Raw genomic sequence first — 22332 nt, forward strand, 5'->3', positions numbered from 1 at the left:
ATTATTTGGCCAGGTGGGGTTAGAAGACGCTTACTTTTTAAAGTCTGCGGGTATCTTTAATTTGTGCTTGTTAAATAAGTTAGCACTTTGCTTTATTTTTGTTTTATTGGTGTGATTTTTAGCTGTTGTATTTTAATGCAGCAAAAATTGACATCATCATATGTAAGGATAATTGTATGAAACTGACATTGAACTTAAATAAGAAAAAGATTAAAAACCTGTCTTCAGGCCATAGAACAGTGAATGCTGAGATGACACCTAAAGTCGCTGGTGGTGGAGATGAAATGCCATTACCGACAAATCTATTTGTTGCTTGTACTGGTACTTTCGCATGATTTTTAATTTCTGTGCCGGGCCTGCGTAAGCAGGCTTATCTAGTTGCAGTTTATTCCCTTCAGCTAAGTTATCTCTTCATCCTCACTCGAAAAAACACAGGAAGAAAACTTCAAAACCAGACAGCTTTACTCCAGTATCAAGTAGATATGGGTAATCTTTATTGGGTAAAACTACACTTGCCTATTTGATAAACAGAGGATATGCAATGAGATATAAGCACGTTAAAAGCGGTAATGCTGAGAGATTCAACCTGGAACAAGGTGAAATCACGTCCATTCTTGCATCCGGATCTGATACTGATAACCGGGTTTCCATTTTTGACAGCAAACTGCCTAAAGGCAATGAGGCGCCGTGGCATTTCCATGAGATTGATGATGAGATCTTTTACATTATCTCAGGGGAAATTGAATTTGGTGTAGAAAACGACGAATTTGTTGCAAATGCAGGCGACCTTGTCATTGCTGGTCCCAACGTAAAAAGACGTTTTAAGGCGGTCTCCGATAGTCATGTGCTCGTCATCAATGCGCCTTCAGGCCCCTCTGAGGGATTTATTCGGGATATATCCAAATTCACAGCTGACAACCCACCGACTGAATCAGACAGACAGGTATTTATTAAAAAGTACAAAATCCACATAGTCTAGTCTTTTGACATGTCTGAATTAGGCTCCTTAGTGGGAACTGGCGCTGTGAATTTACGGGCGCTCGACAAGTATTATGGTGGGTATCTGGCAACATGATCTGTGGTCGCTGACCCCTGCAAACCTCGCTATCATCCCAGGCGCGTGCTAACCGATTTAGTGCCAGATAAGAAATTGATAGCAGAGCCTTTAAGCTGGTCGAGAAACCTTCATAACCAGTGGGTTTGTTTTACACTGAGTGAGCTGGAGCCCTTTGTACAGTCTTCAGAGATCAACTCGGTGGACTTTATTTTACCGGCAGAGCAACATGTTCGGGAAATTGTCCCGCAAAATAACATGCTGTATAGAAAATCAGCCGCAGCTTTAGAAAAGCACTTTTCCCTGCATGAATATCTAATTGACGATCAATTCTCGGTTACAGATATTGTACTTGCATACACACTTTGCCGGGGGTAAGAACAACAGCTGTAAGATGATTTTCCTAACATTAATAAGTACATGGAAAGACTCTATAAGCGTGAACATTGTACATTAACGAAGCCTTAAAGTGCGCCATTTATTGTGATTCACAAAAATCCAGCATCCACTTTGAAATTTCTTCAGGCCCTCCATTGGATTTATTGGTGGGTGTCCGAGCAAAAGCTATGCACTCTCTCAAAACTGTCCTGAGTATCTTGGCTGATGCCTCAGCGATGCCACTGTAATAAGTTGTAATAACTATCAACGACAAAGTGAACTAGCCTTTTTGGGTGTTTTTTATCCAGCCCCATTTACCTTAAGGAGAGCAGTCAAATGATAGAAATACTGAACATATTGCGCGTAGTGAGCGAATGCCGTCAGGCAGAGATCAGTTCGGCGGACAAAAAAAAAGTAGAGCAAATTGTTCAATGGCAAAAAGACACGTTAGTCAACGCCGAACAAGCTTTTTGTGGCCACTTAGAACCAGCAGTTCAGGCACTTTCTGACTATTTGTCATGTACACCGAGTAGCGACAGCACTGCCAGGCGTTATGCCACTCAGATGCTGACTGAAGTGCCTGAAGAATATAAAGTATTTAGCACTCTTGAAGAGTGGCTAGTTGCAATTAACTATACTATTCAACGTGCTCCAGAGTTTTTTCAGGAGACATTTCCGATGTCTAAACTGTTCGTGTTTTACATGTTTGTTCCATCGGGCAACAAACTGTTTGTCATGAGCGAGTTCAACGAAAAGCTGACTCAGGTGTTAAAGGCTTGGCAGACGTTCCTGGATTCGGACGAGTCCAAATCGGTCCTCAATCCTCTGGGGGTTGCGCCAGCCACAACCGGCTGGCTATCGCCTTATGCACAGGAGCAGCTGTGTCTGTCTCAGGCTAGCAACTATGACAACCGGGAAGATCCTTACTGGGGCTTTACTTCTTACAACGACTTTTTCCATCGGCAATTGAATCTGAAGAAATACCGTCCGCTCCCTGTCCATGATTCGGACAAAGTTGTGGTCTCGGCCAATGATGGCACTGTCTATCGCATTACACGTGATGCTCAGTACTGCAGCGAATTCTGGTTGAAAGGCCAGTCTTACTCGCTATTTGATATGTTGGGTGGGAACGCTAAAAGCAGAGAGCACGATGAACCCACACCTGCAAACCTAATTGAACCATTTGTGGGCGGCGATGTGATGCAATCATTCCTGTCGGGTGCCGATTATCACCGCTGGCATGCCCCAATTTCAGGCAAGGTCGTCCGCATACAAACCATTGAAGGTTTCACTTTTAGTGAACTGCGTAGCGAAGGGTTCGATGTCTCTGCCGGCACAGAATCTCAGGGCTATCAGGCCATGGTTAATACCCGTGGCATTGTGTTTATCGAAGATGAACAGGGCAGAGGATTAGTTGCTGTCATCCCCATTGGTATTACAGAAATTTCATCAGTCGAAATTACAGTAGAAGAAGGCCAGATGGTCGGCAAAGGCGATGAACTGGGTTACTTCAGTTACGGCGGTTCAACCCTGGCTTTGGTCTTCCAAAAAGGCATGGTGGAGTCTTTTATCGCGGAACCCGCAGCTGATGACGCACAATTTCCGGCCTGTAAAAGTGCACAAACCTGCCCAGTAGAAAAAGGTTGTTTACGAGTACGCTCTGCAATTGCGATGCTAAATGACCCAAGGTAATAATAACCTTACCCGATGAAATGAGAGGGAAGTTTTAACCCTCTCTGCTCTGTTTACTGCTGTCTCGCAGGTTCAATATTGCGACCTGATAAAGCATTCCACGCAGCATTGAGCCGATCTTGTTGCGTTGCTAGTCGCAGTTTAATACCAATATTATTATCAATTAGAGTAGAAGATTAATTATGAGTAATTGGAAATTTAGAGTTTATGGCCCTCAGGTTTATCAGGGCCCAAATAGTCTTGGAGGAAATTCAGTTGCAGTGATTAAGTTGTCTTTCGCTCCGGATTCCGGTGCCCCATGGGGTCAAGTATCGCTTAACTTTTTAGAAGAGGGTGTTCCAGTGCCAAGTAATAGTGAATATGAAAACGGTGGACAGAAAGTAATGAATGTAAACTTTCCTATATCAATGTACTCTGTAGTAAAAGAAGCCGTTAGCCGCCCAGACGCGGTAGCAAATGGTGGAATAACTTCATTTGCAATCCAATAATTAATTGCCTGCTATATTACAAGAGACTATGGCGTCAATAGCTCAATTTCGGTATTTGGCGCCTCCCACGTTGTTCCGTCTCCGGACATAAAATAACCGCTTTAGCAATCCTGACAATTCACTCGTCGATTTTGAGACAAATAAAACTTATAGATAACACCGCTTATATATTCTGTTATCGCTGAGGTACCTGCATCCGTTTTGGCGAGGTAAAAGCATCACCGTTTAGTGATTCTGAATGAGGGAGCTTTAGCGCCGATAGCGTCAGATTTAGTCCGTCAACCTGGTTAAGTATTACTGGAGATTAGTATTGTGTTATCTTACCAGGCAGTTGTTAACACGGAATTTTGCATCATGAACGAATCGGTGATCCACCAAACCTTATCGCAGCGTTTTGGCTTTTCAGCATTCAGGCCTGGCCAGGAACAAACAGTCACCCAGCTGGTCAACGGTCATTCTAGCCTCGCAATATTCCCAACCGGCTCTGGTAAATCCTTGTGTTATCAGCTGACGGCCTTACAGCTACCCAATTTAACGTTAGTTATCTCGCCACTGCTTGCGCTCATGAAAGATCAGCTTGAGTTTTTACACAGCAAAAACATCAATGCGGCCAGTTTAGACTCAACGTTAACCCGGGAGCAAAGTCAGTCTGTGATGCAAAATGTCAGAAATGGCAGCATTAAAGTGCTGATGATCTCGGTTGAGCGCTTTAAGAATGAACGCTTCAGAGAATTCATCAAGCAAGTGCCTGTTTCTATGCTGGTGGTTGATGAAGCGCACTGTATCTCTGAATGGGGCCACAATTTCAGGCCCGATTATCTTAAGTTACCCGACTATCGTAATGAGTTAAAAATCCCATTAGTGCTGCTGCTTACCGCCACAGCGACCAAAAAAGTAAAGCGCGATATGGCGAACCGGTTTGATATAAAACCCGAGCATATTGTTCAGACGGGCTTTTACCGTGCCAACCTGGATTTAAGCGTGTATGCCTGTCCGGAAGCGCAAAAAGTGCAGGCACTGATTGGCTATTTAAAGCAACAAGCTGGCGCAGGTATTGTGTATGTCACGCTGCAACAACAGGCCGAGCAGGTGGCTAAGCAATTGCAGGCGGCGGGCGTAAATGCTGCTGCCTATCATGCCGGGCTGGATGACAGCCTTCGTCAGAGTATCCAAAACGACTTCATGAACAATCACAAGCAAGTGATTGTTGCCACGATCGCCTTTGGTATGGGCATAGACAAATCCGATATTCGTTTTGTGGTGCATTACGACCTGCCAAAGTCGATAGAGAATTACAGCCAGGAGATAGGCCGCGCAGGGCGCGACGGGCAATTTTCTGAATGTATTACCCTGGCTAATTTAGATGGCGTTGCGACGCTTGAGAACTTTGTTTACGCCGACACCCCAGAGCAAGCCAGCATTCAGGCACTGATTGATGAAATTCAGTCGCAGCAACAGCAGGGCTTATGGGAAATGCAGGAGCTCAGTGCGTCTAAAGTCAGCAATATCCGATTGCTGGCATTAAAAACCTTGCTGGTGCAGCTAGAACTTAAAGGTGTAATTGAGGCCAAATACGCGTTTTACGCCGATTTTAGATTCAAGTGGTTACGCTCAGAGCAGGACGTCATCAGGTTGTTTGATGCGAACCGCCAGCAATTTATTCAGCAGATAATTGCCAATACGCAATTTAAGAAAGTGTGGGGCACGGTTGATATTCAGGCCTTAGTGCAACTGGGGCACGACAGAAATCGGATTGTAGCGGCACTGGACTACTTGCACGAACAGGGCCACATTGAGCTTGAGTCAAAGCGCATGATGCAGGTTTATCAGGTAGATGAAACTAAGCTGGCAGAACCAAATCTGGCCAAAGAACTTGCCGATTACTTTTTAGAGAAGGAGCAAGCCGAGGTTAAGCGCATCGCCGCCATGCTGCGCTTTTTTGAGTTAAATACGTGTTTAAGTTACAATCTGGCGCGCTATTTTGACGATGAAAATGCCCCTCAGCAATGCGGACACTGCTCAGCGTGCCGAGGTCAAATTGCACAATTAGCCCAGTCTAAGCAGACAGAATTTCCGTCGGACGATACATTAAGAAACGACTTAAATGCGCTAAAACAGCATCTGATGCAAATTGGCGTTACGCCAAGCCTGGCAATACTGACCCGATTCCTGACCGGCATGACCTCGCCACTGGCAACGTCTTCCAAATTCAGACAACGCGGCGGATTTGGCAGCTGTGCAGATATTCGCTATCAGCAGGTTTTGAATAAAGTACAGCAATTAGGTTTTGGGGCATGATGGCGGAGCAAAGATGTAGCACATCTTTATCAGATAGCACCAAAATCAAAGCGAAACAGTGCTTGAATGAGTACCGGCCTGGTAGCCAAAGCTGACACGGCCGAACGTCTTTTTTAAAACGGCATTTTCAAAACAGGTATTCCCCACCGTCATCCCGGACGCCTGCGAGCAGGGAGCTATTAACGTTCAGCGCAGTAGTATCCTGAAGCATACAAATTTGAGGCGAGATACCACCCGTTTTCTAACAATTGATTTGTGAATTTATGGTGAGAACTGTATGTCGCGGCAAGTATCACTAAAGCAAGTAATCGTTGCCACCTTTAGAGCAGAGCCTGTCACGACCCTGGCAAAAATGAGCGCTCATCAGCGCTCTTTTCCGTAATTTAGCTCAAAATTAAGCTTCTATTTTACACGTACGGCCCCAGTAACACGTATATGCATCGGTTGGGTTTAGGGCTGGACTGGCAGGGACGTCAGGCCCAGCGGCACCAACAACTGGCGTTAATCGCTGAGAAATTGCTTTGTCTGCTGATAATTGTTTAATGCTTTTTTTACTTAATTTTAATTTCATGGTTAATCCTTTATTTAAATTTTAAACCCACACTAACTGTGGAGTTTCCATACTAGACAAACAAAAAATCTAATTCAAGCTTGAATTCAGATAATAAGCGCACCACTCATTGCTAACCGGTGAGAAAAGATCAGCTGACCCTTGGTCGTAGCCCCCTTGCTGCTGAACTCACAAACCCCACCGTCATCCCTGGTACCCGTGAGCCGAGATCTGCCAATATTCGACACATTGGTAACTGGTTACAGCCGTACTCACAAACCCCACCGTCACCTTAGACGCTTGCGAGTCGGGAGCTACCAACGTGCGGTAAAGTGGCACTCCGTTACAGCCGCACTCACAAACCCCACCGTCATCCCGGACGCTTGCGAGCCGAGATCCATTAAACTACAAAACCGTAGTATCCTGAGGCAGTCAATGTTGAGGGGCGTGTCGCTTGTTTTCTCCTCCTCCGTCACTTATCTTTACCAGCTATTTTTCGCTCGCTAAGCGGGGCATTGGACAAAAGTGGGGACTACTAATGTATATATTTCCGCACAGTGAACTGTGGAAGGATGACTTTGAGAATGAGGCAGAATCTATAAAGCTGGCCTTAGGTCTGGACATTGAGCTGATTCATATAGGTTCGACCTCAGTACCAGGTTTACTAGCCAAAGACTGTATTGATATTCTTGGCCAGGTTGAAAATTTAGAACCAGTCCGAAAGGCTCGCAAAAAGCTTGAGGACATTGGTTTCGAGGCGAGAGGTAGTTACGGTATCGAGGGGCGTGAATATTTTTCGAAAAGCTCACGAAAATGCCATTTGCACATCTTTGAGTTCGGTAGCACCGAAGCGGCTAAACACTTAGGTTTCAAGGATGTTATGTTGAAAAACCCCGAGCTTGTTGAGGCGCTGAATCGTTTGAAAACTGAGCTTCACTCAAAGTATCCAAATCATAAAGAGAAATATCAGGCAATGAAAAAGCCGTTTTATGACAGGATTCACAGTAGTCTTAAGCTCTGATGTGGGGAGCGATCTGCACATTAACCTAAACGCTGATGATCTGTCTATTTGAAACGGCCAAAGACTGCCCGACAAGGCTGTAGCTTGTGGGTGGTCGCTTTTTCGCGCTTTATCGACACTGATAACGGCAAAACTTACCTTAAAAACTGGCACCCCGCTCCTTTATCCAGAACGCCTGCGAGTCGGGTTCTACCAAAGTGCGGCACAGCGGTATCCCTTTGCTGTCGAACTTGCAAACCCCACTGTCATCCCGGACGGCTTGCTAGCCAGGATCTACCAACATGCGATACAGTGGCACTCCGTCACAGCTGAACTCACAAACCCCACGGTCATCCCGGACGCTTGCGAGCCGGGGTCTGCCAACGTGCGTATAGTGGCACTCCGTTACAGCCGAACTTACAAACCACACTGTAATCCCGGACGCTTGTGAGCCGGGATTTACTAATGTTCGCATAGTGGCACTCCGTTACAGCCGAACTTACAAACCACACTGTAATCCCGAACGCCTACGAGTCGGGATCTACTAATGTGCGGCACTGCGGTATCCCTTGCAGCCGAACTAACAAACCCCACCGTCATCCCGGACGCCTGCGAGCCGGGATCTACTAACGTGCGGCACAGAGGTGATTCTTTTCTATCAAACTCACAAACCCTACCGTCATCCCGGACGGCTTGCGAGCCGGGATCTATTGACTTACAGCACAGCAGTTTCCTGAGGCACACTAATTTAGGGTGGGTGTCCAAGCAAAATATTGTTGTCCGGTAACATTATTACGCCCCAATTTGTCCAAATTTCACATGGCTGCGACTTTGATAGTCACAACATACTGTTTACTCAGAGTTTATTCCGTGGGACCATGAGGTTATGTAATACAGCCCGTTATGTCAGTTTATGTTCCGACATGATGAGGTAGAATAAATTGTTAGGCATCATGGAAAGATTAGTCACATTCATCATATTACTCTTCGTATCTCTGCCAACTTATGCTTTAAGTATTACTTGCTTGAAAGCTGCATCAGAAGAGCAACGTGTAGAGTGGTTAAACGAATCTTTTAATAACTCTCAAATAGTCGTTCAGCTTGGTCAACCAATCCCTACATCTTCATCGACGACTAAACACAAAGTATTGCGCGTATGGAAAGGCGCTGTTGGTGAATTTGTGTATGTGATTGGTGGGACTCATTCTGGAGTTTTATTTACTTCTAGGGTAAATGGAAGTGGTCCTCTAGAATCAAAACAGTCATATTGCCGCTCACTTTCAAACGATTCTTCAAAAGCTTCGGTAGTAGATTTACTTAAACAGAATCATGGAATTGGTTATGAACCTGATACAACAATATTAGAGCCACAATACCCAGAGAGTTACTTGAATTGGCTTTTCATGTTTGGATTTGTGTTATTGGTTTTAGTCAGTATGATTACTTATAATTTTGTAAAACACAAAGCCAAGAAATAGGCGCAGAGATGCCTAACAAGTTAATTAAACTGTGGACGCAAAACAGCAGGCTTGCGCTCATTCTTCGCTTAGTTTAGCCTGCTATTTTAAGGCGTTATGTTTCTGAGGGCGAATCGTGACTGATGAAAAATTGATCATGCAGTTAATTCCACTTTGGTACGCCAACCTCTCTTGGGCAAAGGAATTAATTGCTAGGTCATTCGGGTTAGAGACTGCTTCGGAAATCTTAAAGCAGGAAAATAGAGGAAGGCGGCAAGTCCCCGGTACTAACTGGTTTATAAAGACCCATGGTGTCGGTGTCGATATTTTTAAGTCTCCAGAAGTCGGCGGTATAGATTTCGACTTTGGGCATGATGCGCCTGATGCCTGGAGGTTGAAATATTTCTTCGAGAAGCAGTTTAATGATGGGCAACTGCCTGCAGCCGATTATATTCATTTAGCAGATGACGAAGAAAGACTAAAAGCTGCGATTAAAGTTGTGTTGTCGAGTGACAAAACATAACCAGTCCGCCCAGGCGACAGCATGAGCTGTTATAATTTTTGTAAAACAACAAAAATTCCGCCAGCTGCAAGCAGCGCATGGCGGCAGCGTAATGTGCTTTGGAAAAAGTCTTAAACTTTAGATGAGCATGTCTGTTAATCTTGGTGTCAGTGATAACCAACTATCAAGGACTGGTTTAATGTTTGATTGGACAAACCCTAAGCAAATCGATCTCACTCAACCATACCTGTATTTCATTAAGATCTCTGCTGAACAAAAGGAGTTTCGCTATATTGGCAAAGCCTCGAAGAAAGCGAGGCTGAATGAGTACAAGTCTAACGTGGCAAAGATTCTCGAAGGAAAGTCTCGACGACCTGTGTTAAAAAGAGATGGCTCTCTTCAATCACAAGGTAACTTGAAATACCGTTACGTTCACCTTGTGTTAGCTAATGCTCAAAAACGGGGTTGGGATATAGAGCATTACCCAATTGAAAACGTAGCTAAGCAAGATCTGAATTCCCGAGAGTTAGCACTTATAAATGAGCTTGAGTGCAATATGAATGATGGTTCAACTTGGTTCATTGAACAATTTTCTGAACTATCAGAGCAATTGCTACAAACAGTGCGCACATAACAAGCCAAGTCAACGGCACGCTCCCTTTATCCTGATTCTATTACGCAATGCCAGACCAATCAGAAAGACTAGCGCTATTGATGCGAGTGACTGGAATCCGGCTACAGCAATCCGGCTACAGCAAACACTGCGTGAGGTATGTCGACAACCAGCTTGTCATTAACCAAAGTCCCATACAGTGCAGCTGATGATTCTGAGCGCGCATCTCTTGAGCTGGGTACATAAGTTATGCAGACATCCACCCAAAAGTTACAACACAACCCAACTTCTTGCTCATCATCATTAGTTGAACTATTATTTGTACGTTATTTTGTACTTTTTAGGGTTCGTTATGAGTCGTATTCATTTGGACAAAGATATTCAGCCGCTTTCTGAGTTTCGTGCTGGTGTTGCATCCTATATCAAGCAAATCAATGAGACGCGCCGTCCATTGGTAATCACACAGCGCGGTAAAGGTGTTGCTGTTGTGCTTGATGTGGCCGAGTACGAAGCGATGCAAGAAAAAATTGAATTGCTGGAAGAAATGCGTGCAGCTGAGGCTCAGTTAGCTTCAGGCCTCGGCGTTTCAAATGAGGATGCGCGAACCCAAGTGCTAAGTCGCATCAGAAAGTGAATGTTGTCTGGTCTCCTTTAGCGATTCAGAAGCTTGGTGATGCAGCTGAGTTTATTTCTCAGGACAACCCTTCCGCTGCTGAAAAGTGGGTAAATGATGTATTAGACAAGACTGAGTTACTCGCAAGCATGCCTGAAATGGGGCGTTGTGTGCCTGAGCTGCCTAATACAAATTACCGTGAAATCATTTTTGGCCACTATCGTATTATTTATAGCCTGAGTCAGGAAATTCGAATATTAACCGTTCGTAATTGTCGGCAAATTTTGACGGAAGATGACGTTTAATGATGAGTTGAACAAATATCACTGTTACTTCCCATCAATGCATTTTTTAGCCACAAAAAAAGCCCCTAAAAAGGGGCTTTGCTGTCCTGATGACCTACAAACTAAAACGACTCACTAAATAACCTTTTTCAAAACAACCACCTAAACAATCACCCCCGGAATTTCCTTACCAAACCCAAGGTCTACGCCACAGGCTTTGGCTGCGGTGTGCAGTACATCGTGCTGGTTGTAGCCAGAGCCGATGTCGCTGACTACGCCTCGGTTGATGCGGGCGCCGCCGCCGGCGATTAGATAGGCGCAGGGGTTGGCAGAGTGTTTGTCTGCATGGCCCATGTCGGTGGTTTCTAGTACCACTGTGCTGTCTAAGATGCCGGCTGCTTTGAGTTTTTGGATCAAATAGGCGCTCAGGCTGCCCAGGTGGCTGCGCATTTCACTGTAGTACGGATAGTTTGGCTGGCCGTTACTGCCACCGTGAATGGCGTTGTGATAGTGCCCCTGGAAGTTTAGTTCAGGAATACGGAACTCTGACTGATGGTTACCAAAGGCCAGCGATACCGAGCTGGTCAGGTTACATTGCAAAGCTGCCACGGCAATGTCTGCCTGCAGCCTTGCCTGCTGACTGAAGGTATCAAAGGTCAACGGGAACTCAGTGTCATCGGGGGCAATGCCACAGGAGGTGCCGCCAGAGAGCTCATCTAAACGCCGCTGGGTGTCTGCAATGGCATCGAGATGATCATTCATGCGCTGTATTTCGTAGCCCGCGAGTCTGTTTTTTATCGCGTTGGCTGCCGACATATGCGCATTCATGATAGGCGTTTTGCTGTTGCTGCCCTGGGCGCCGCCAAACACCATTTTATACACGGTGAAGGGGTTTTCCTGAAACGGCAAATGATTGCGGTTGTCTTTGGTTAAGTGGCCCTGACCATTACTGTGAACGCCTAAGTTCAGATAGCGAAATGGCAGGTTCGGGCCCAGTGCGTTACCCATAGTGACGTCGTAACTGTCACCGCCCCAGTTCTGGGCGAGCAGCACTGGCATTCGGCCATGACCTGCATTGGAGTGGGCCATATTGACCATAAAGTTACACTCGGTTTTAACCGGCTCATAGCCTGCCGACATCACGCCCAGCTGCATGGTTTCACCGCTGCCTGTGGGGTTCCAAAGCGACGCAATAGAGCCGCCCGGAATATAAATGGACACGGTTTTGTTGGGCAGTCCGGCGTCCATGGCATCGGCATGTCGTGCGTAAAGCAATCCTGATACCAGCGGCGATGTGCGGATCAGGGCGGTCGAAATACCCGACGCCATAAACATTTTTAATAAGCTGCGGCGCGATATCGCCATGTTATTTAAATGCTCTTTTTTCATGTTACTAACCTCTTAATGTTGTGACCCGCATTACTCGCTTCTGGACCAGGCTTTGCGATAACGCACCGACTTGAGCGAACCAAATTTCTCCAGCATGGCTCTCGGGCTTTCCTGCATCATGGTGTTGGTCAGTGTGTCGATTTCACACATATAACCGACCTGCTCTGTCTGAGACAGACGCTTGTCTTCTTCACTCGTCGGGTCGATTGAGTCATGACCCACACCCATTACATAGCGGAACATTTGCTGTGGTAAGCAGCTTTGAGCTGAAGACAGGTCGGCTATCACCGCACCTAACTGTTTAGTGCCGTTGAATGGCACAAAGTCACTGACCTGAGCGTACTTCTCAGGGGCGTAGAGGGTGCCCGATGCATTGATCACATTACCGTTGTTGTCTTGATTGCGGATGTTGCCCACCGCATCAAAGTCCTCCATACCAAAGCCCATCGGGTTGATGTACTTTTCGTGGCAACTTGAACAGGGCTGGCCTTCGGTCAAGCTGTGGTACTTAAGTCGGTTAGTGGTCGTCGGGTCTTGCAACAAGTCAGACAGTTCGGCAAGCCTTTGCTCTCTGGCTTCAAAGGTACCGGCTGGCGGATCGGGCTGATCCTGGCACAGCATACGGCGGCGTACTCTGACCGAGCGTAAGATAGGATGCGACTCGTCGACTTCTGCCCAACGCGACATAAATGCGCCATTGGCTAAGATACCACCGCGTTGTGTGGTCTCTACCTTTTGCAGGTCATCGCCCGATACGCCGGGAATGTTGTAATGGTTGGCCAGCAACTGGTTGACGAACGTGAAGTTGGCGGTATACAGCGAGCCAAATTTTTCGTCCGGCTGAGTCATGATGTAAGAGAAGGTTTCGTTGATCTCCGCTTTCATGGCGGGTACCAGATTGGCAAAGCCCGGATAGTGGTCCTGATCTTTACTGGCGACCTCTAAACTGCCTGTGCCTAACCAGCTGCCCACAAAGTCACCCAATACCGGCTTGGCTTGCTCTGCCAGGCGGTTTGCATGGGCGATGATATGGGCTTCATCACGCAACTCATCTCGCTCAGCGGCTTGCCAAAGAAGCTGATCTGGCGTTGATCCGGTAAAGGTATAAGACAGGAAGGTGGCCATTTCCCACGAGGTCAGCTCAAAGGCGTCGTAATCCAGCTCTGAGTTATCCGGGTTCGCTTCGCCCAATTCATGGCGGTAGATAAACTGCGGCGAAGACAGCAAGCCTTCCAGCGCTAACTGCATGCCCGCTGCAACGTCGTTATTGTTGAAAAAGCCCGTTGCGATCAGTCGGTAACTGTCTGCCTCATCCTGCGTCAGCGGACGGCGGAATATCTGCGGCGCTAACTCATCAATCAAACGGTTGGCACAGTCTTCGTTAATGGCTGCACAACTTAAAGCAGGCGAATAGCCATTATCGGCCACCCATTGTGCGATTTCTTCGGCAACCAGCAGGTAGTTGCTGTAGTTAGAAGGCTGCACAGCGGCATGGGTATTATTGATGAAAAAGCCCACCTGAGAATCCGGCGACAGGCCGTCTGACACTTCAAAATCAACACCCAGTAAGTCTTCTACGGTGTTTTGATATTCGGTTTGGGTCAGTATTTTCAGCTGTCTTGCACCGTATGCCACAGGCGCGACACCCACATCGCAGGTTAATGGTGCAGGCCACAGAGTTTGCAGGTAATCCGCGATATCCGTGGCACATTGCTCATCACAGGCGCCCGGCGCGCCATAAGGCATAGTCGCGGTGATCACATCAATCATGGCCTGTACATCGCGTTCAGTATTGAGTGCAGGGAATGAACCCAGACCACCACCTTCCGAGCCGTGACACCCGGCACAGTTAGTTTTGTACAACTCCATGCCACGGGCAATGGGGTCGGTTTGCGTGACTGTGACACGGGCAATATTACTGGGCTGGGAGGGCACTGAGTTGTTCAGCGCAATCACCTTGTAATCAAACTCGCCTGACTCCGGCAAACCCGACTCATAGTAACTGCTGTTAGAGGCAAGCGTAGCGGCGGTGTGCCAGCGGCCATCAAGCGATTTTAAACGAACCAGGTAGTTGGTTTCGTTATTGCTGTTGTCGTACCAGCTTAATTGCGCCTGCGCTTCGGTAGAAAGCACACTGGCGCTGAGCTCAGAAGGCGCAGCGGGTTTAGCCGCCATATCCACCGGCTCAAAACCGTTTTGCTCGGCTGATAAAAAGGTCAGGTTAAAGTAAACCGGTACGGTCTCGCCAATGCCACTCAGGTTAGCAACTACTCGCAGTGCCTCAATACCATAGTCCATATCAAAGGTCTTACTGTCGATGATCATCGGCGTAAGCGTACTGACATTAACATGGCCCGTTGCCAGCTTCACTAACAACACATCCAGGCTGAGCTCATGATTAATGCCATGCAGGCTCATCTCGCCGGTAACGGTTTGAACCGTCGGATTACCCACTTCCAGCGTACTCAATAGTGCTGGGTCAATCTGAGTACTGAAGTATGCCGTTGGCAGTAGCTCAGTTTCAAACAGCAAATCCATAACCCGGCTGTTTCTGATATCTACACCGGTAGACACACTATTTAAATCAACTGCCAGGATTACGCGCCCGCCGGCATCAATACTGCCCGATAACGCAGGAGCAGCGTTATTCTGAGACGCAAACTGGTTCAGCTCTGCCACATGGTCTTTTTTGACCGACACATAGCTGAGCGAAGACTCCGCGCTGTCCAGCGCCCACAAGCCCGTTTCTGTGACCGTATCCGGGGGCGTAGTCGGGCCAGAGTTGCTACACACATCACCACTGAGAGTAATGATAACGTCTTCACTCAGGCCATTTTTATTGGCAACAAAGCCTAGGCCGTAAGATTGGTTTGCGTGTACGGTATTGCCTTGTGAGGTGATGGTACAGCCCGTATCGTTACAGTCGAAATTGCCGTTCCAGCTATTTTGCAGGGAGATGCCCGGGTTCCAGGTGAGTCCGAGCGACCAGTCGTTAATGCTCTGATCTGAGTCATTCTCTATGACTATCTCGGTTTTAAAACCGTTGTTCCAGTTATCCGGAATGGTAAATGAACACTGCGCTGCCTGAGCAAACGGCGCGCTTGCAATTAAACTGATGCAGGCGGCAAATTTTGCCATGGCAGGTGCCGCAGATTTGCTACGAGTCAAGGTAGAGAATCGTGGTAAATTATTGAATATCATTTTCTTTCCCTCCTATTGTTGAGCTTCAAAAACTAAGTTAAAGCTCACGGGAACCGCGTAACTGATCACAGATAAATTCGCCAATGTTCTCAGTGTTTCTATACCTGGCTCTAAACCAAAATCTGTCGCGTCCAGCACAACAGGGGCAAGGCTTTGCACCATCACATTAGTGTGCGTCAGGCGGCGAACTGCCACGTCTGCAGTCACTTCGGCTATCACGCCTTTGAGGTTGAGCGTGGCGGTCACTGTCTGCTTTTCAGTGCTGCCAATGGGTAAGGCTGTCAGAGCTGCATAATCAACAGCGAGCAGTACTTCGGCGTGGGGGAACAAGCTGGTATCAAACAGGTGCTCCTTCATTCTGCCATCCCGGGTGTCGTTACCTGTATTAACACTGGCCAGATCCAGAGTGAGCCTTGCCGCGCCTTGATCAGAAATACTACCGCTGAGGTTTTCGAAGGTGTGTGCTTCAACCACGTGCTGTTTTTTAGTTGAGACAAAATACAGGCTAGAGTTTTGTGGGTTTAACTCAAACGGCCCGGTGATGGGCGCTACATCCGGCTCTGTGACCTGAATGCTGATGGGCTGACTGACTGTGGTATTAACCCCGTCATTGACCGATAGTTTGACCGTAAATGTACCGGTTTGATCAAAAACATAAGCAGGGTTTGGCTCGCTGGATGTATTGCCATTGCCAAAATCCCAGCTGTAGGTCAGGGTATCGCCGTCTGGATCAGAAGAGTCACTGCCATCAAAGTTCACTGTTAGAGGGCGCTGGCCCGAGGTCACTGAGGCAGACGCAATGGCCGTTGGCGCACGATTAATATTGCCGTCTGTCGAGCATAAGCCGCCTAGCGAAGGCGTAGTAGGGGCATCGTTTTCCTGCGCCTTTTGGGCATTAAAGCCAAAGTTTAAGCTCTGGCCCGGATTAATGGTGCCGTTGTAGTTCTCGTTGACAATCTCATAGGGGTTATTGCCACTGTGATTGCCATGCCAGACGCCGGTCAGTTTAGTGTTATCAGCAAATTCCATCAGGACTTTCCAGCCTGAAATGGCAACGCTTTCGGTGTTGGTGATGGTGACCTTGCCGCGAAAGCCCGAGATCCATTCCTGTTCAACTTCAAACACACACTGCGCAGATCCTGGCTGTGCTTCTTCAACAGAGAGCGTGATCGGCGCTGCCTGATAGTCATTGGTGCCGTCGTTGATGGTTAATGACACCTGGTAATCACCCGGCTGCTCAAAGGTATGCTGTGGGTTCATTTCATCTGAGTTTTGGCCGTTACCAAAATCCCACAGGTAGCTCACAGTGTCTGAAGCCGAATTGGCAAGCTCGCTGCTGAACTGGATTGTTGCAGGTGCCGTGGCCTGGATGTCGGACGCGGTAATGGCAACACTGAACTCGTTGCTGTTGTCCTGTGCTGTGCTGTCACATATGCCAGAAAACTTGGGCGTAACGGCGGTTTGCCCGGCCGCTTTTTGCACGTTAAAACCAAAAGACGTTGACGAATTTGGGTTAATCTTTCGGTTCCAGCTGAGGTTTTCAAACTGATAGGGGTTGCTGCCGCCGAGTTGGGCGCGCCAGGCATTATTGATTGACTCACCCTGATTAAACTCAAGCCCGACCGTCCAGCCATCTAAGGCGACGTCGGAATCGTTATGTACTGTGACTTCTGCGGTATAACCGCTTTGCCACTCATTTTTTACCTTGAACTCGCACTGCGCTGCCAGGCCTGGCATAGCGTGTCCTAAAGCCATTAAACAGAGCCCGACTTTAAAAAGCCGGCGCTGCTTGTTGTATCTATGTTGTCTCATGAGTATTCCCCAGAGCATTGTCATCTGACATGTTGTTTCCCTGCTGTTCTTCGCTGAATAGGCGGTCGACCAGAATGAACAGGTTTAAATAGCAAGGGCAAGCTCTGGGGTGAAGGAAGACTGAAAGTAGACGGTATGACAACAGATGTCATAGGCGTGAATGCCAATATGCTACGCAATGCGCATACAAAACAACAGTATGCACACAGTACCAATTTCACTTAATACTTGTTCAATTTGAAGGTGTAAATATCACACCAACGGTGTTAAAAATTTTTCATTTAGCTTAGCTAAATATCAAAATTTCGCCGTGTTATTGATAGTATTTTGTCGCCTCAAAGCGAACATTTATTTAAACGAATTGGTTTTACGTTTCATTTATACTCTTTGGCATTCAGCAACCCCGCTATCTTAGCAATCACCTTAGACCGGAAGCTTTGCGTCCCTTTCTTTCAAAAGGTTTGCTATTTTAAGCCTGTCTGTGGAAGTTAGCTTAAAATTGCAATAATCACAAAGCCGCAACCCCAACTTTCACATTATTTGCACATTTCACCCGGCTACAGGCCGAACGGTTGTCTGATAATTGTTCGTTGTTATTATGAAGTCCTTTAAATTTAATGATTTATGCTCATTTTTAGAAATGTGCACAATGTGGCTAAATTGTGCAAAGGGGCAGAGGAATGTGTCCTAAATTTGGTCCGGTTATGGTATGTTTTCTGTTCGTGATTGGTGGACAATCTTTAAAAAGTCGAACGGCTTATTGTGTGTCAGTGTCGATTTGAAAATAACAAGTACACGGTTTTTGAAACATTAAATTTTAAGGAGATTAACGTGAGAGCTTTAATGCTAATTGGATACTTGCTGATGAGTTGGAATGCTATTTCTTCTCCCATTCCGGATTTTCCATTTGTAACTGTGACTGGAGACAGCTCCCGAAAAGTTACGCCGGACACCGCGGTAGTAGGTATAGAGGTTGTTACTTATTCAGAAAGCGCTGATACAGCTTTTGAAAAACTGAATAATACGGCTGCCACGCTTCTATCAATATTGGAAAAATATAAGGTGAGTACTGACAATATTACATCGCATCAGCTTGTAAAAGATACGAAGCGAGCCCGTGAAAATAATGGCTACAGCAAATTGGATATTTTGGGATACGAGTTTACTCAGGTTTTTGAGATCCGGTTAGATAAATTAGGACATTATTCAGAAATTGCTGATGAGATCAGCAAAATGGATAATGTAAGGGGTCTGAAAAGCGAATTTGATGTATCAAATCGAGAAGAGATTGAAATTGAGCTAATTGGCCTTGCTGGCAAAAACGCAAAATTGAAGGCAAAAAAAATGGCACTTGGCTTAGATGTTAAATTAGGCTCTGTTTTCGCCATTAATGACACCGGATCATACAAGTCATTTTTTGCGACCTTTGGTTTGGACAATGACAGAGCCATAGCGTTTGGTATGCCACCCATTGATAGCTCTTTTTTTGTGCCTAAACATATTGAAATATCAAAAACAATAAACGTTCTCTATAAGTTAACGCCATAAGGTCTGTTTTGATTTGTTTCTCAGATTTGAAATTAGGTTTTGAGTAGTAATACACAGCTAGCCATGTGAACCCTTTTTAGATTGCAACTGGCACTTAAACGCTTAGATGTCACATATAAACCCTAAATGTTTTATTTGGTTGGTGTGATATTTGCTCTGTTTTTCATAGGGTTTACTAATAGCAAGGAGCTGACGCTATGCAACTACCACGTAATGTGATGGATATTTATTTTGGTTACAACTTCCGGGTTGGTGATGTAAATGGGACCAAGGAGATTATTGTTGAGTTTGAGCAAATTGCCCAAAATGCCTCTTCTGCCGAGGAGAGAGAACGTTATGCGCAGGCGGCAAAAAAGCTAAAAACAGAAGTGTTGCCACAGATGCAAAAAGAGATGGAGCAGCTGAGCAAGCAGCTTGGGCTGAAAGGAGGCCAATTAGGTGAAGCCGTGGACCTAAATGGAGACTCGCTGCCATATCTGGCCGTTAAAAAGGATCAACAGAAGAGATTGTCTATGATAACACCCTATGAAACTGGCCGTTTCTATCACAATAAAGCCTAGAACATGGACTTTGTAAAGGGGGTTGCCAGTTGGCAGCCCCGCTGCAGAAGCGCACAGTCACTCTAATGCAAGCTAATCTGAGATTGGCTTGACTAACTTCCCTCAAACTTGGGTGTTTGGCTCAATATCCAAAGTAACGGTCATTAACCCGGTTTACCCATTTCCTGCTCAAACTCGATCACAATAAACTCTGCCGGGCGCAGAACGGCTAATTTAACCCTCACTCTTAAAATACCGTTGAGTATATGGTCGCTGGTCATGGTTGAGCCTAAACCACATTCGACCTGAAATGCGTCTGCTGGTTGTGAGCCTTGCAATCCCCCTTCTTTCCAGACGCCAGTCAGAAAGCTGCTGATTTCGCTTTTTATTGCAGCCCAGGTGTTAGAATCGTTTGGCTCAAATGCATAGGCACGAATAGCCTGATTGCAGGACTGTTCAATAAAGGTCACAGTACGGCGTACTGGAATATAGCGCCAGTCTTGTGAGTTGCCATCTAAGGTGCGCGCTCCCCAAACAAGAATGCCCTGGCCGTTGAAAAAGCGAATGGCATTAATAGATTTGCCCGTGAGGGCGTCAACGTTTAGATTCTCCTGCTGAGAATCTGTCAGCCTAATGGGTAAAGATACTGCACCCACAATAGACGTATTCGCCGGCGCATGCCAGACACCCATTTGGTTATCATTCACCGTATAAACACCGGCCATACCGCCACTGGGTGGCAGTACATTGGCGTCTTGCAGAACATGCGAGATAATTTGTGAATAGGTCTGAGAGGCACTTAGCAGCGCTGCATGGTACTGCGATGTGGTCATGGACCCATCATTTTGAATCACTTTGGCGATGATCTCTTCTGCCGCTGCGTTTGGTGCTGATGCCGGGCTGAGTAATGCCTGTAATTGTAAAAGGTCGCCACCACACAGGCTGGTATAGTTAATTTCATCAGTTTGCATCAGGGTGGTGCCAACAAAGGGGTAGTATGCCGCGCCGTAATTAAGGCCGTTTGGGCCCGTATTGTTTCTGAAGGTTTCGATATCTTGCGTATAGGTGATGGGGTCTGGTGCTTTGCCGCCTATAATGTCGAACAGACAGATGGCGGATTGCATTTCAGCCGCTAGCTGCAACATGCTTTGCATCAGCTGACCGTTTTCGGGCACGGACAGTAAGGTTGCCTCCGGGCAAATATATATGGTGGGTTCTTGTTCGTTCTCTAGTAGCGATAAACCAGCCTGCAAATCATCCAGTTTTACATTCGGATTAACTATCTGAGCGTCGATATCATCCGGCTTGCCTGCACTGTTACCATGGATGCCGACAGACACAATATAGGCGTCCCCACCGCCATTTTCGTAGAACCAGCGTACACTATTGTATAAATAATAAATGCTAGTGGGGTCCGGCACAACTGAGTAGTAGCGCCCTGCAATGGTCAGGTAATCGCTGGTGTCGGGCTTTTGCTCAGACTCTATCAAATAGTATTCAGGGTGATATTGCACGCTAGGAGCTGCTGGCGGCGGCGGGTTTTCCTTCATATAAATTGCCTGAAACTCAGCAAAAGACGTAATTTTTTGCGCCTTGTTTAAATACGACTTGCCTTCGTACTCGGCATCTGGTGTGTAACCAACAAATGCCGGCACTGCTGTTGCTACCGGAACAACAGAGTTAGGAAAAGCATTTACTTCATCAATGTAAACGCCAGGAGTTTTAATGTTTGAAGTGACCATAGCAATATTTGCCTCTTATTCCTGTATGGCTGAATAATTCACTGTCCCTGGTATTAGCGAAGTGAAACTGTTAACCTGTTTTACACCATAATAGTTGATGCTAGTAATGATGCGTTTTTTGCGCTCGTTCCTGTGACGGACTAACTCTGCCGTCTCAAATGGAACAGCGTCTGAATTAGTCTCTGTTAGACTATACTCGACTCAATTCAACGACCAAAGCTGTCAGGATCAATAAATGCGCAAGTTAGGTATCTTGTGCGGCGTTTATTGAACGATTAAATTGGTTTCTTATCTCCAGTCGTGACTTTTCACAAAGGTTTGCACCGTTCATACGTCTGCGCTATGTTACTGAACAGTCATTAAGGAACTTACAATTAATTGATATCATGGATTATTTAAGCATTAATAAATCAGCCTGGGATAACCGAACCAAAGTACACGTGGCATCAGAGTTTTACGATGTTGCCGGATTTAAGGCCGGGCAATGCTCATTGAATCCGGTTGAACGGGCACAGGTGGGTGTTGTGAAAGGCAAGTCTTTGCTGCACCTGCAGTGTCATTTTGGCCAGGATACCTTGTCCTGGGCGCGATTGGGCGCCGACGTGACCGGGGTGGATCTATCTGAAAATGCTATAGCACAGGCGAATAGCCTTAAAGATGCACTTGGTCTCAAAGCCCGGTTTATCGAAAGTGATGTGGTCCAGTTCGGTCGCAATAATACACGCCAGTTTGATATTGTGTTTACCTCTTATGGGGTATTGTGTTGGTTGCCTGATCTAACCGCATGGGCAAATACCGTGGCCAGCGCACTTAAAGCAGGTGGTGTGTTCCATCTGGTTGAGTTCCATCCTATTAACGACTTGCTGGCAGGCTATGCCTACTTCCCTCATGGTACGCCGGATGTTGAGCAGGAGGGGACTTATACTGAAAACTGCGATGGCACCAAAAGTACCACAGTGACCTGGACCCACTCGGTCAGTGATGTGATCAACGCGTTGATCACATCAGGCCTGAACATTGAGCTCTTTGAGGAGCACCCCTATAGCCCATACGATTGCTATGAAGGACTGGAGTATGTACCGGAGCTTGGGTATCACAAACTGCACCAAGGGCAGTGGGTACCTATGCTGTACTCGATTAAGGCCAGTAAAAGCCAGCGCCCAGATTATTAG

At 46.5% G+C, this 22332-nt stretch carries 19 protein-coding genes and 1 riboswitch; of the genes, 14 read left to right on the plus strand and 5 right to left on the minus strand.

What is annotated here, in order from left to right:
* Positions 1 to 176: 176 nt before the first annotated feature.
* From MHN33_RS16585 to MHN33_RS16605, 5 genes are all read left to right on the plus strand, one after another.
* The gene (locus MHN33_RS16585) at positions 177 to 335 is read left to right on the plus strand and encodes a hypothetical protein (protein ID WP_239399474.1); all 159 of its coding nucleotides are present in this window, start codon (positions 177 to 179) and stop codon (positions 333 to 335) included.
* Positions 336 to 541: 206 nt separating this feature from the next.
* Complete coding sequence (locus MHN33_RS16590; protein ID WP_239399476.1) at positions 542 to 979, plus strand: cupin domain-containing protein; 438 nt, start codon at positions 542 to 544, stop codon at positions 977 to 979.
* A 789-nt stretch (positions 980 to 1768) separates the two neighbouring features.
* On the plus strand, positions 1769 to 3124 hold the full coding sequence (locus tag MHN33_RS16595) for a phosphatidylserine decarboxylase family protein (protein ID WP_239399478.1): 1356 nt from the start codon (positions 1769 to 1771) through the stop codon (positions 3122 to 3124).
* A gap of 182 nt (positions 3125 to 3306) precedes the next feature.
* Positions 3307 to 3612 carry a hypothetical protein gene (locus tag MHN33_RS16600; protein WP_239399480.1) on the plus strand — a complete coding sequence of 102 codons (306 nt, stop codon included), beginning with the start codon at positions 3307 to 3309 and terminating at the stop codon, positions 3610 to 3612.
* Between the two features lie 354 nt (positions 3613 to 3966).
* Positions 3967 to 5910, plus strand: coding sequence for a RecQ family ATP-dependent DNA helicase (locus MHN33_RS16605; RefSeq protein WP_239399482.1), 1944 nt, complete (start codon positions 3967 to 3969; stop codon positions 5908 to 5910).
* Between the two features lie 394 nt (positions 5911 to 6304).
* Here the strand turns inward: MHN33_RS16605 and MHN33_RS16610 are convergent, their stop codons facing one another.
* Positions 6305 to 6481 carry a hypothetical protein gene (locus MHN33_RS16610; RefSeq protein ID WP_155946343.1) on the minus strand — a complete coding sequence of 59 codons (177 nt, stop codon included), beginning with the start codon at positions 6479 to 6481 and terminating at the stop codon, positions 6305 to 6307.
* Between the two features lie 517 nt (positions 6482 to 6998).
* Here MHN33_RS16610 and MHN33_RS16615 point away from each other — a divergent pair.
* From MHN33_RS16615 to MHN33_RS16640, 6 genes are all read left to right on the plus strand, one after another.
* Entirely contained in the window at positions 6999 to 7481 is a 483-nt protein-coding gene (locus tag MHN33_RS16615) for a GrpB family protein (protein WP_239399484.1), read from the plus strand.
* A gap of 932 nt (positions 7482 to 8413) precedes the next feature.
* Positions 8414 to 8938, plus strand: coding sequence for a hypothetical protein (locus MHN33_RS16620; RefSeq protein ID WP_239399486.1), 525 nt, complete (start codon positions 8414 to 8416; stop codon positions 8936 to 8938).
* 115 nt (positions 8939 to 9053) lie between these two features.
* Entirely contained in the window at positions 9054 to 9440 is a 387-nt protein-coding gene (locus tag MHN33_RS16625; protein WP_239399488.1) for a hypothetical protein, read from the plus strand.
* 178 nt (positions 9441 to 9618) lie between these two features.
* On the plus strand, positions 9619 to 10053 hold the full coding sequence (locus tag MHN33_RS16630; RefSeq protein ID WP_239399490.1) for a hypothetical protein: 435 nt from the start codon (positions 9619 to 9621) through the stop codon (positions 10051 to 10053).
* A 331-nt stretch (positions 10054 to 10384) separates the two neighbouring features.
* A complete protein-coding gene (locus tag MHN33_RS16635; RefSeq protein ID WP_130244812.1) occupies positions 10385 to 10666 on the plus strand; it encodes a type II toxin-antitoxin system Phd/YefM family antitoxin in 282 nt (93 codons plus the stop codon).
* A complete protein-coding gene (locus tag MHN33_RS16640) occupies positions 10663 to 10950 on the plus strand; it encodes a type II toxin-antitoxin system RelE/ParE family toxin (RefSeq protein WP_239399492.1) in 288 nt (95 codons plus the stop codon). The genes MHN33_RS16635 and MHN33_RS16640 overlap by 4 nt, the downstream gene beginning before the upstream one ends.
* Positions 10951 to 11091: 141 nt before the next feature.
* On the opposite strand, the gene MHN33_RS16645 is transcribed toward MHN33_RS16640, so the two are convergent.
* The 3 genes from MHN33_RS16645 to MHN33_RS16655 are packed head-to-tail and all read right to left on the minus strand — an operon-like array spanning position 11092 to position 17274.
* The gene (locus tag MHN33_RS16645; protein ID WP_239399494.1) at positions 11092 to 12318 is read right to left on the minus strand and encodes a DUF1552 domain-containing protein; all 1227 of its coding nucleotides are present in this window, start codon (positions 12316 to 12318) and stop codon (positions 11092 to 11094) included.
* A 30-nt stretch (positions 12319 to 12348) separates the two neighbouring features.
* Positions 12349 to 15519: a DUF1592 domain-containing protein gene (locus MHN33_RS16650; protein WP_239399496.1), complete on the minus strand. Its 3171-nt coding sequence runs from the start codon at positions 15517 to 15519 to the stop codon at positions 12349 to 12351.
* A gap of 12 nt (positions 15520 to 15531) precedes the next feature.
* Positions 15532 to 17274, minus strand: coding sequence for a cellulose binding domain-containing protein (locus tag MHN33_RS16655; protein WP_239399498.1), 1743 nt, complete (start codon positions 17272 to 17274; stop codon positions 15532 to 15534).
* 450 nt (positions 17275 to 17724) lie between these two features.
* Positions 17725 to 17807: riboswitch (cyclic di-GMP riboswitch) on the minus strand.
* 355 nt (positions 17808 to 18162) lie between these two features.
* On the opposite strand from MHN33_RS16655, the gene MHN33_RS16660 reads away from it, so the two are divergent.
* A complete protein-coding gene (locus tag MHN33_RS16660; RefSeq protein ID WP_239399500.1) occupies positions 18163 to 18879 on the plus strand; it encodes an SIMPL domain-containing protein in 717 nt (238 codons plus the stop codon).
* Between the two features lie 197 nt (positions 18880 to 19076).
* Positions 19077 to 19439, plus strand: a complete 363-nt coding sequence (locus tag MHN33_RS16665; protein ID WP_239399502.1) for a hypothetical protein — start codon at positions 19077 to 19079, stop codon at positions 19437 to 19439.
* Positions 19440 to 19582: 143 nt separating this feature from the next.
* Here the strand turns inward: MHN33_RS16665 and MHN33_RS16670 are convergent, their stop codons facing one another.
* On the minus strand, positions 19583 to 21160 hold the full coding sequence (locus MHN33_RS16670; RefSeq protein WP_239399504.1) for a phage tail sheath C-terminal domain-containing protein: 1578 nt from the start codon (positions 21158 to 21160) through the stop codon (positions 19583 to 19585).
* A gap of 386 nt (positions 21161 to 21546) precedes the next feature.
* On the opposite strand from MHN33_RS16670, the gene MHN33_RS16675 reads away from it, so the two are divergent.
* Entirely contained in the window at positions 21547 to 22332 is a 786-nt protein-coding gene (locus MHN33_RS16675; RefSeq protein ID WP_239399506.1) for a class I SAM-dependent methyltransferase, read from the plus strand.

This window comes from Pseudoalteromonas sp. OOF1S-7 (assembly GCF_022347765.1).
In the GTDB taxonomy this organism is placed as follows: Bacteria; Pseudomonadota; Gammaproteobacteria; order Enterobacterales; family Alteromonadaceae; genus Pseudoalteromonas.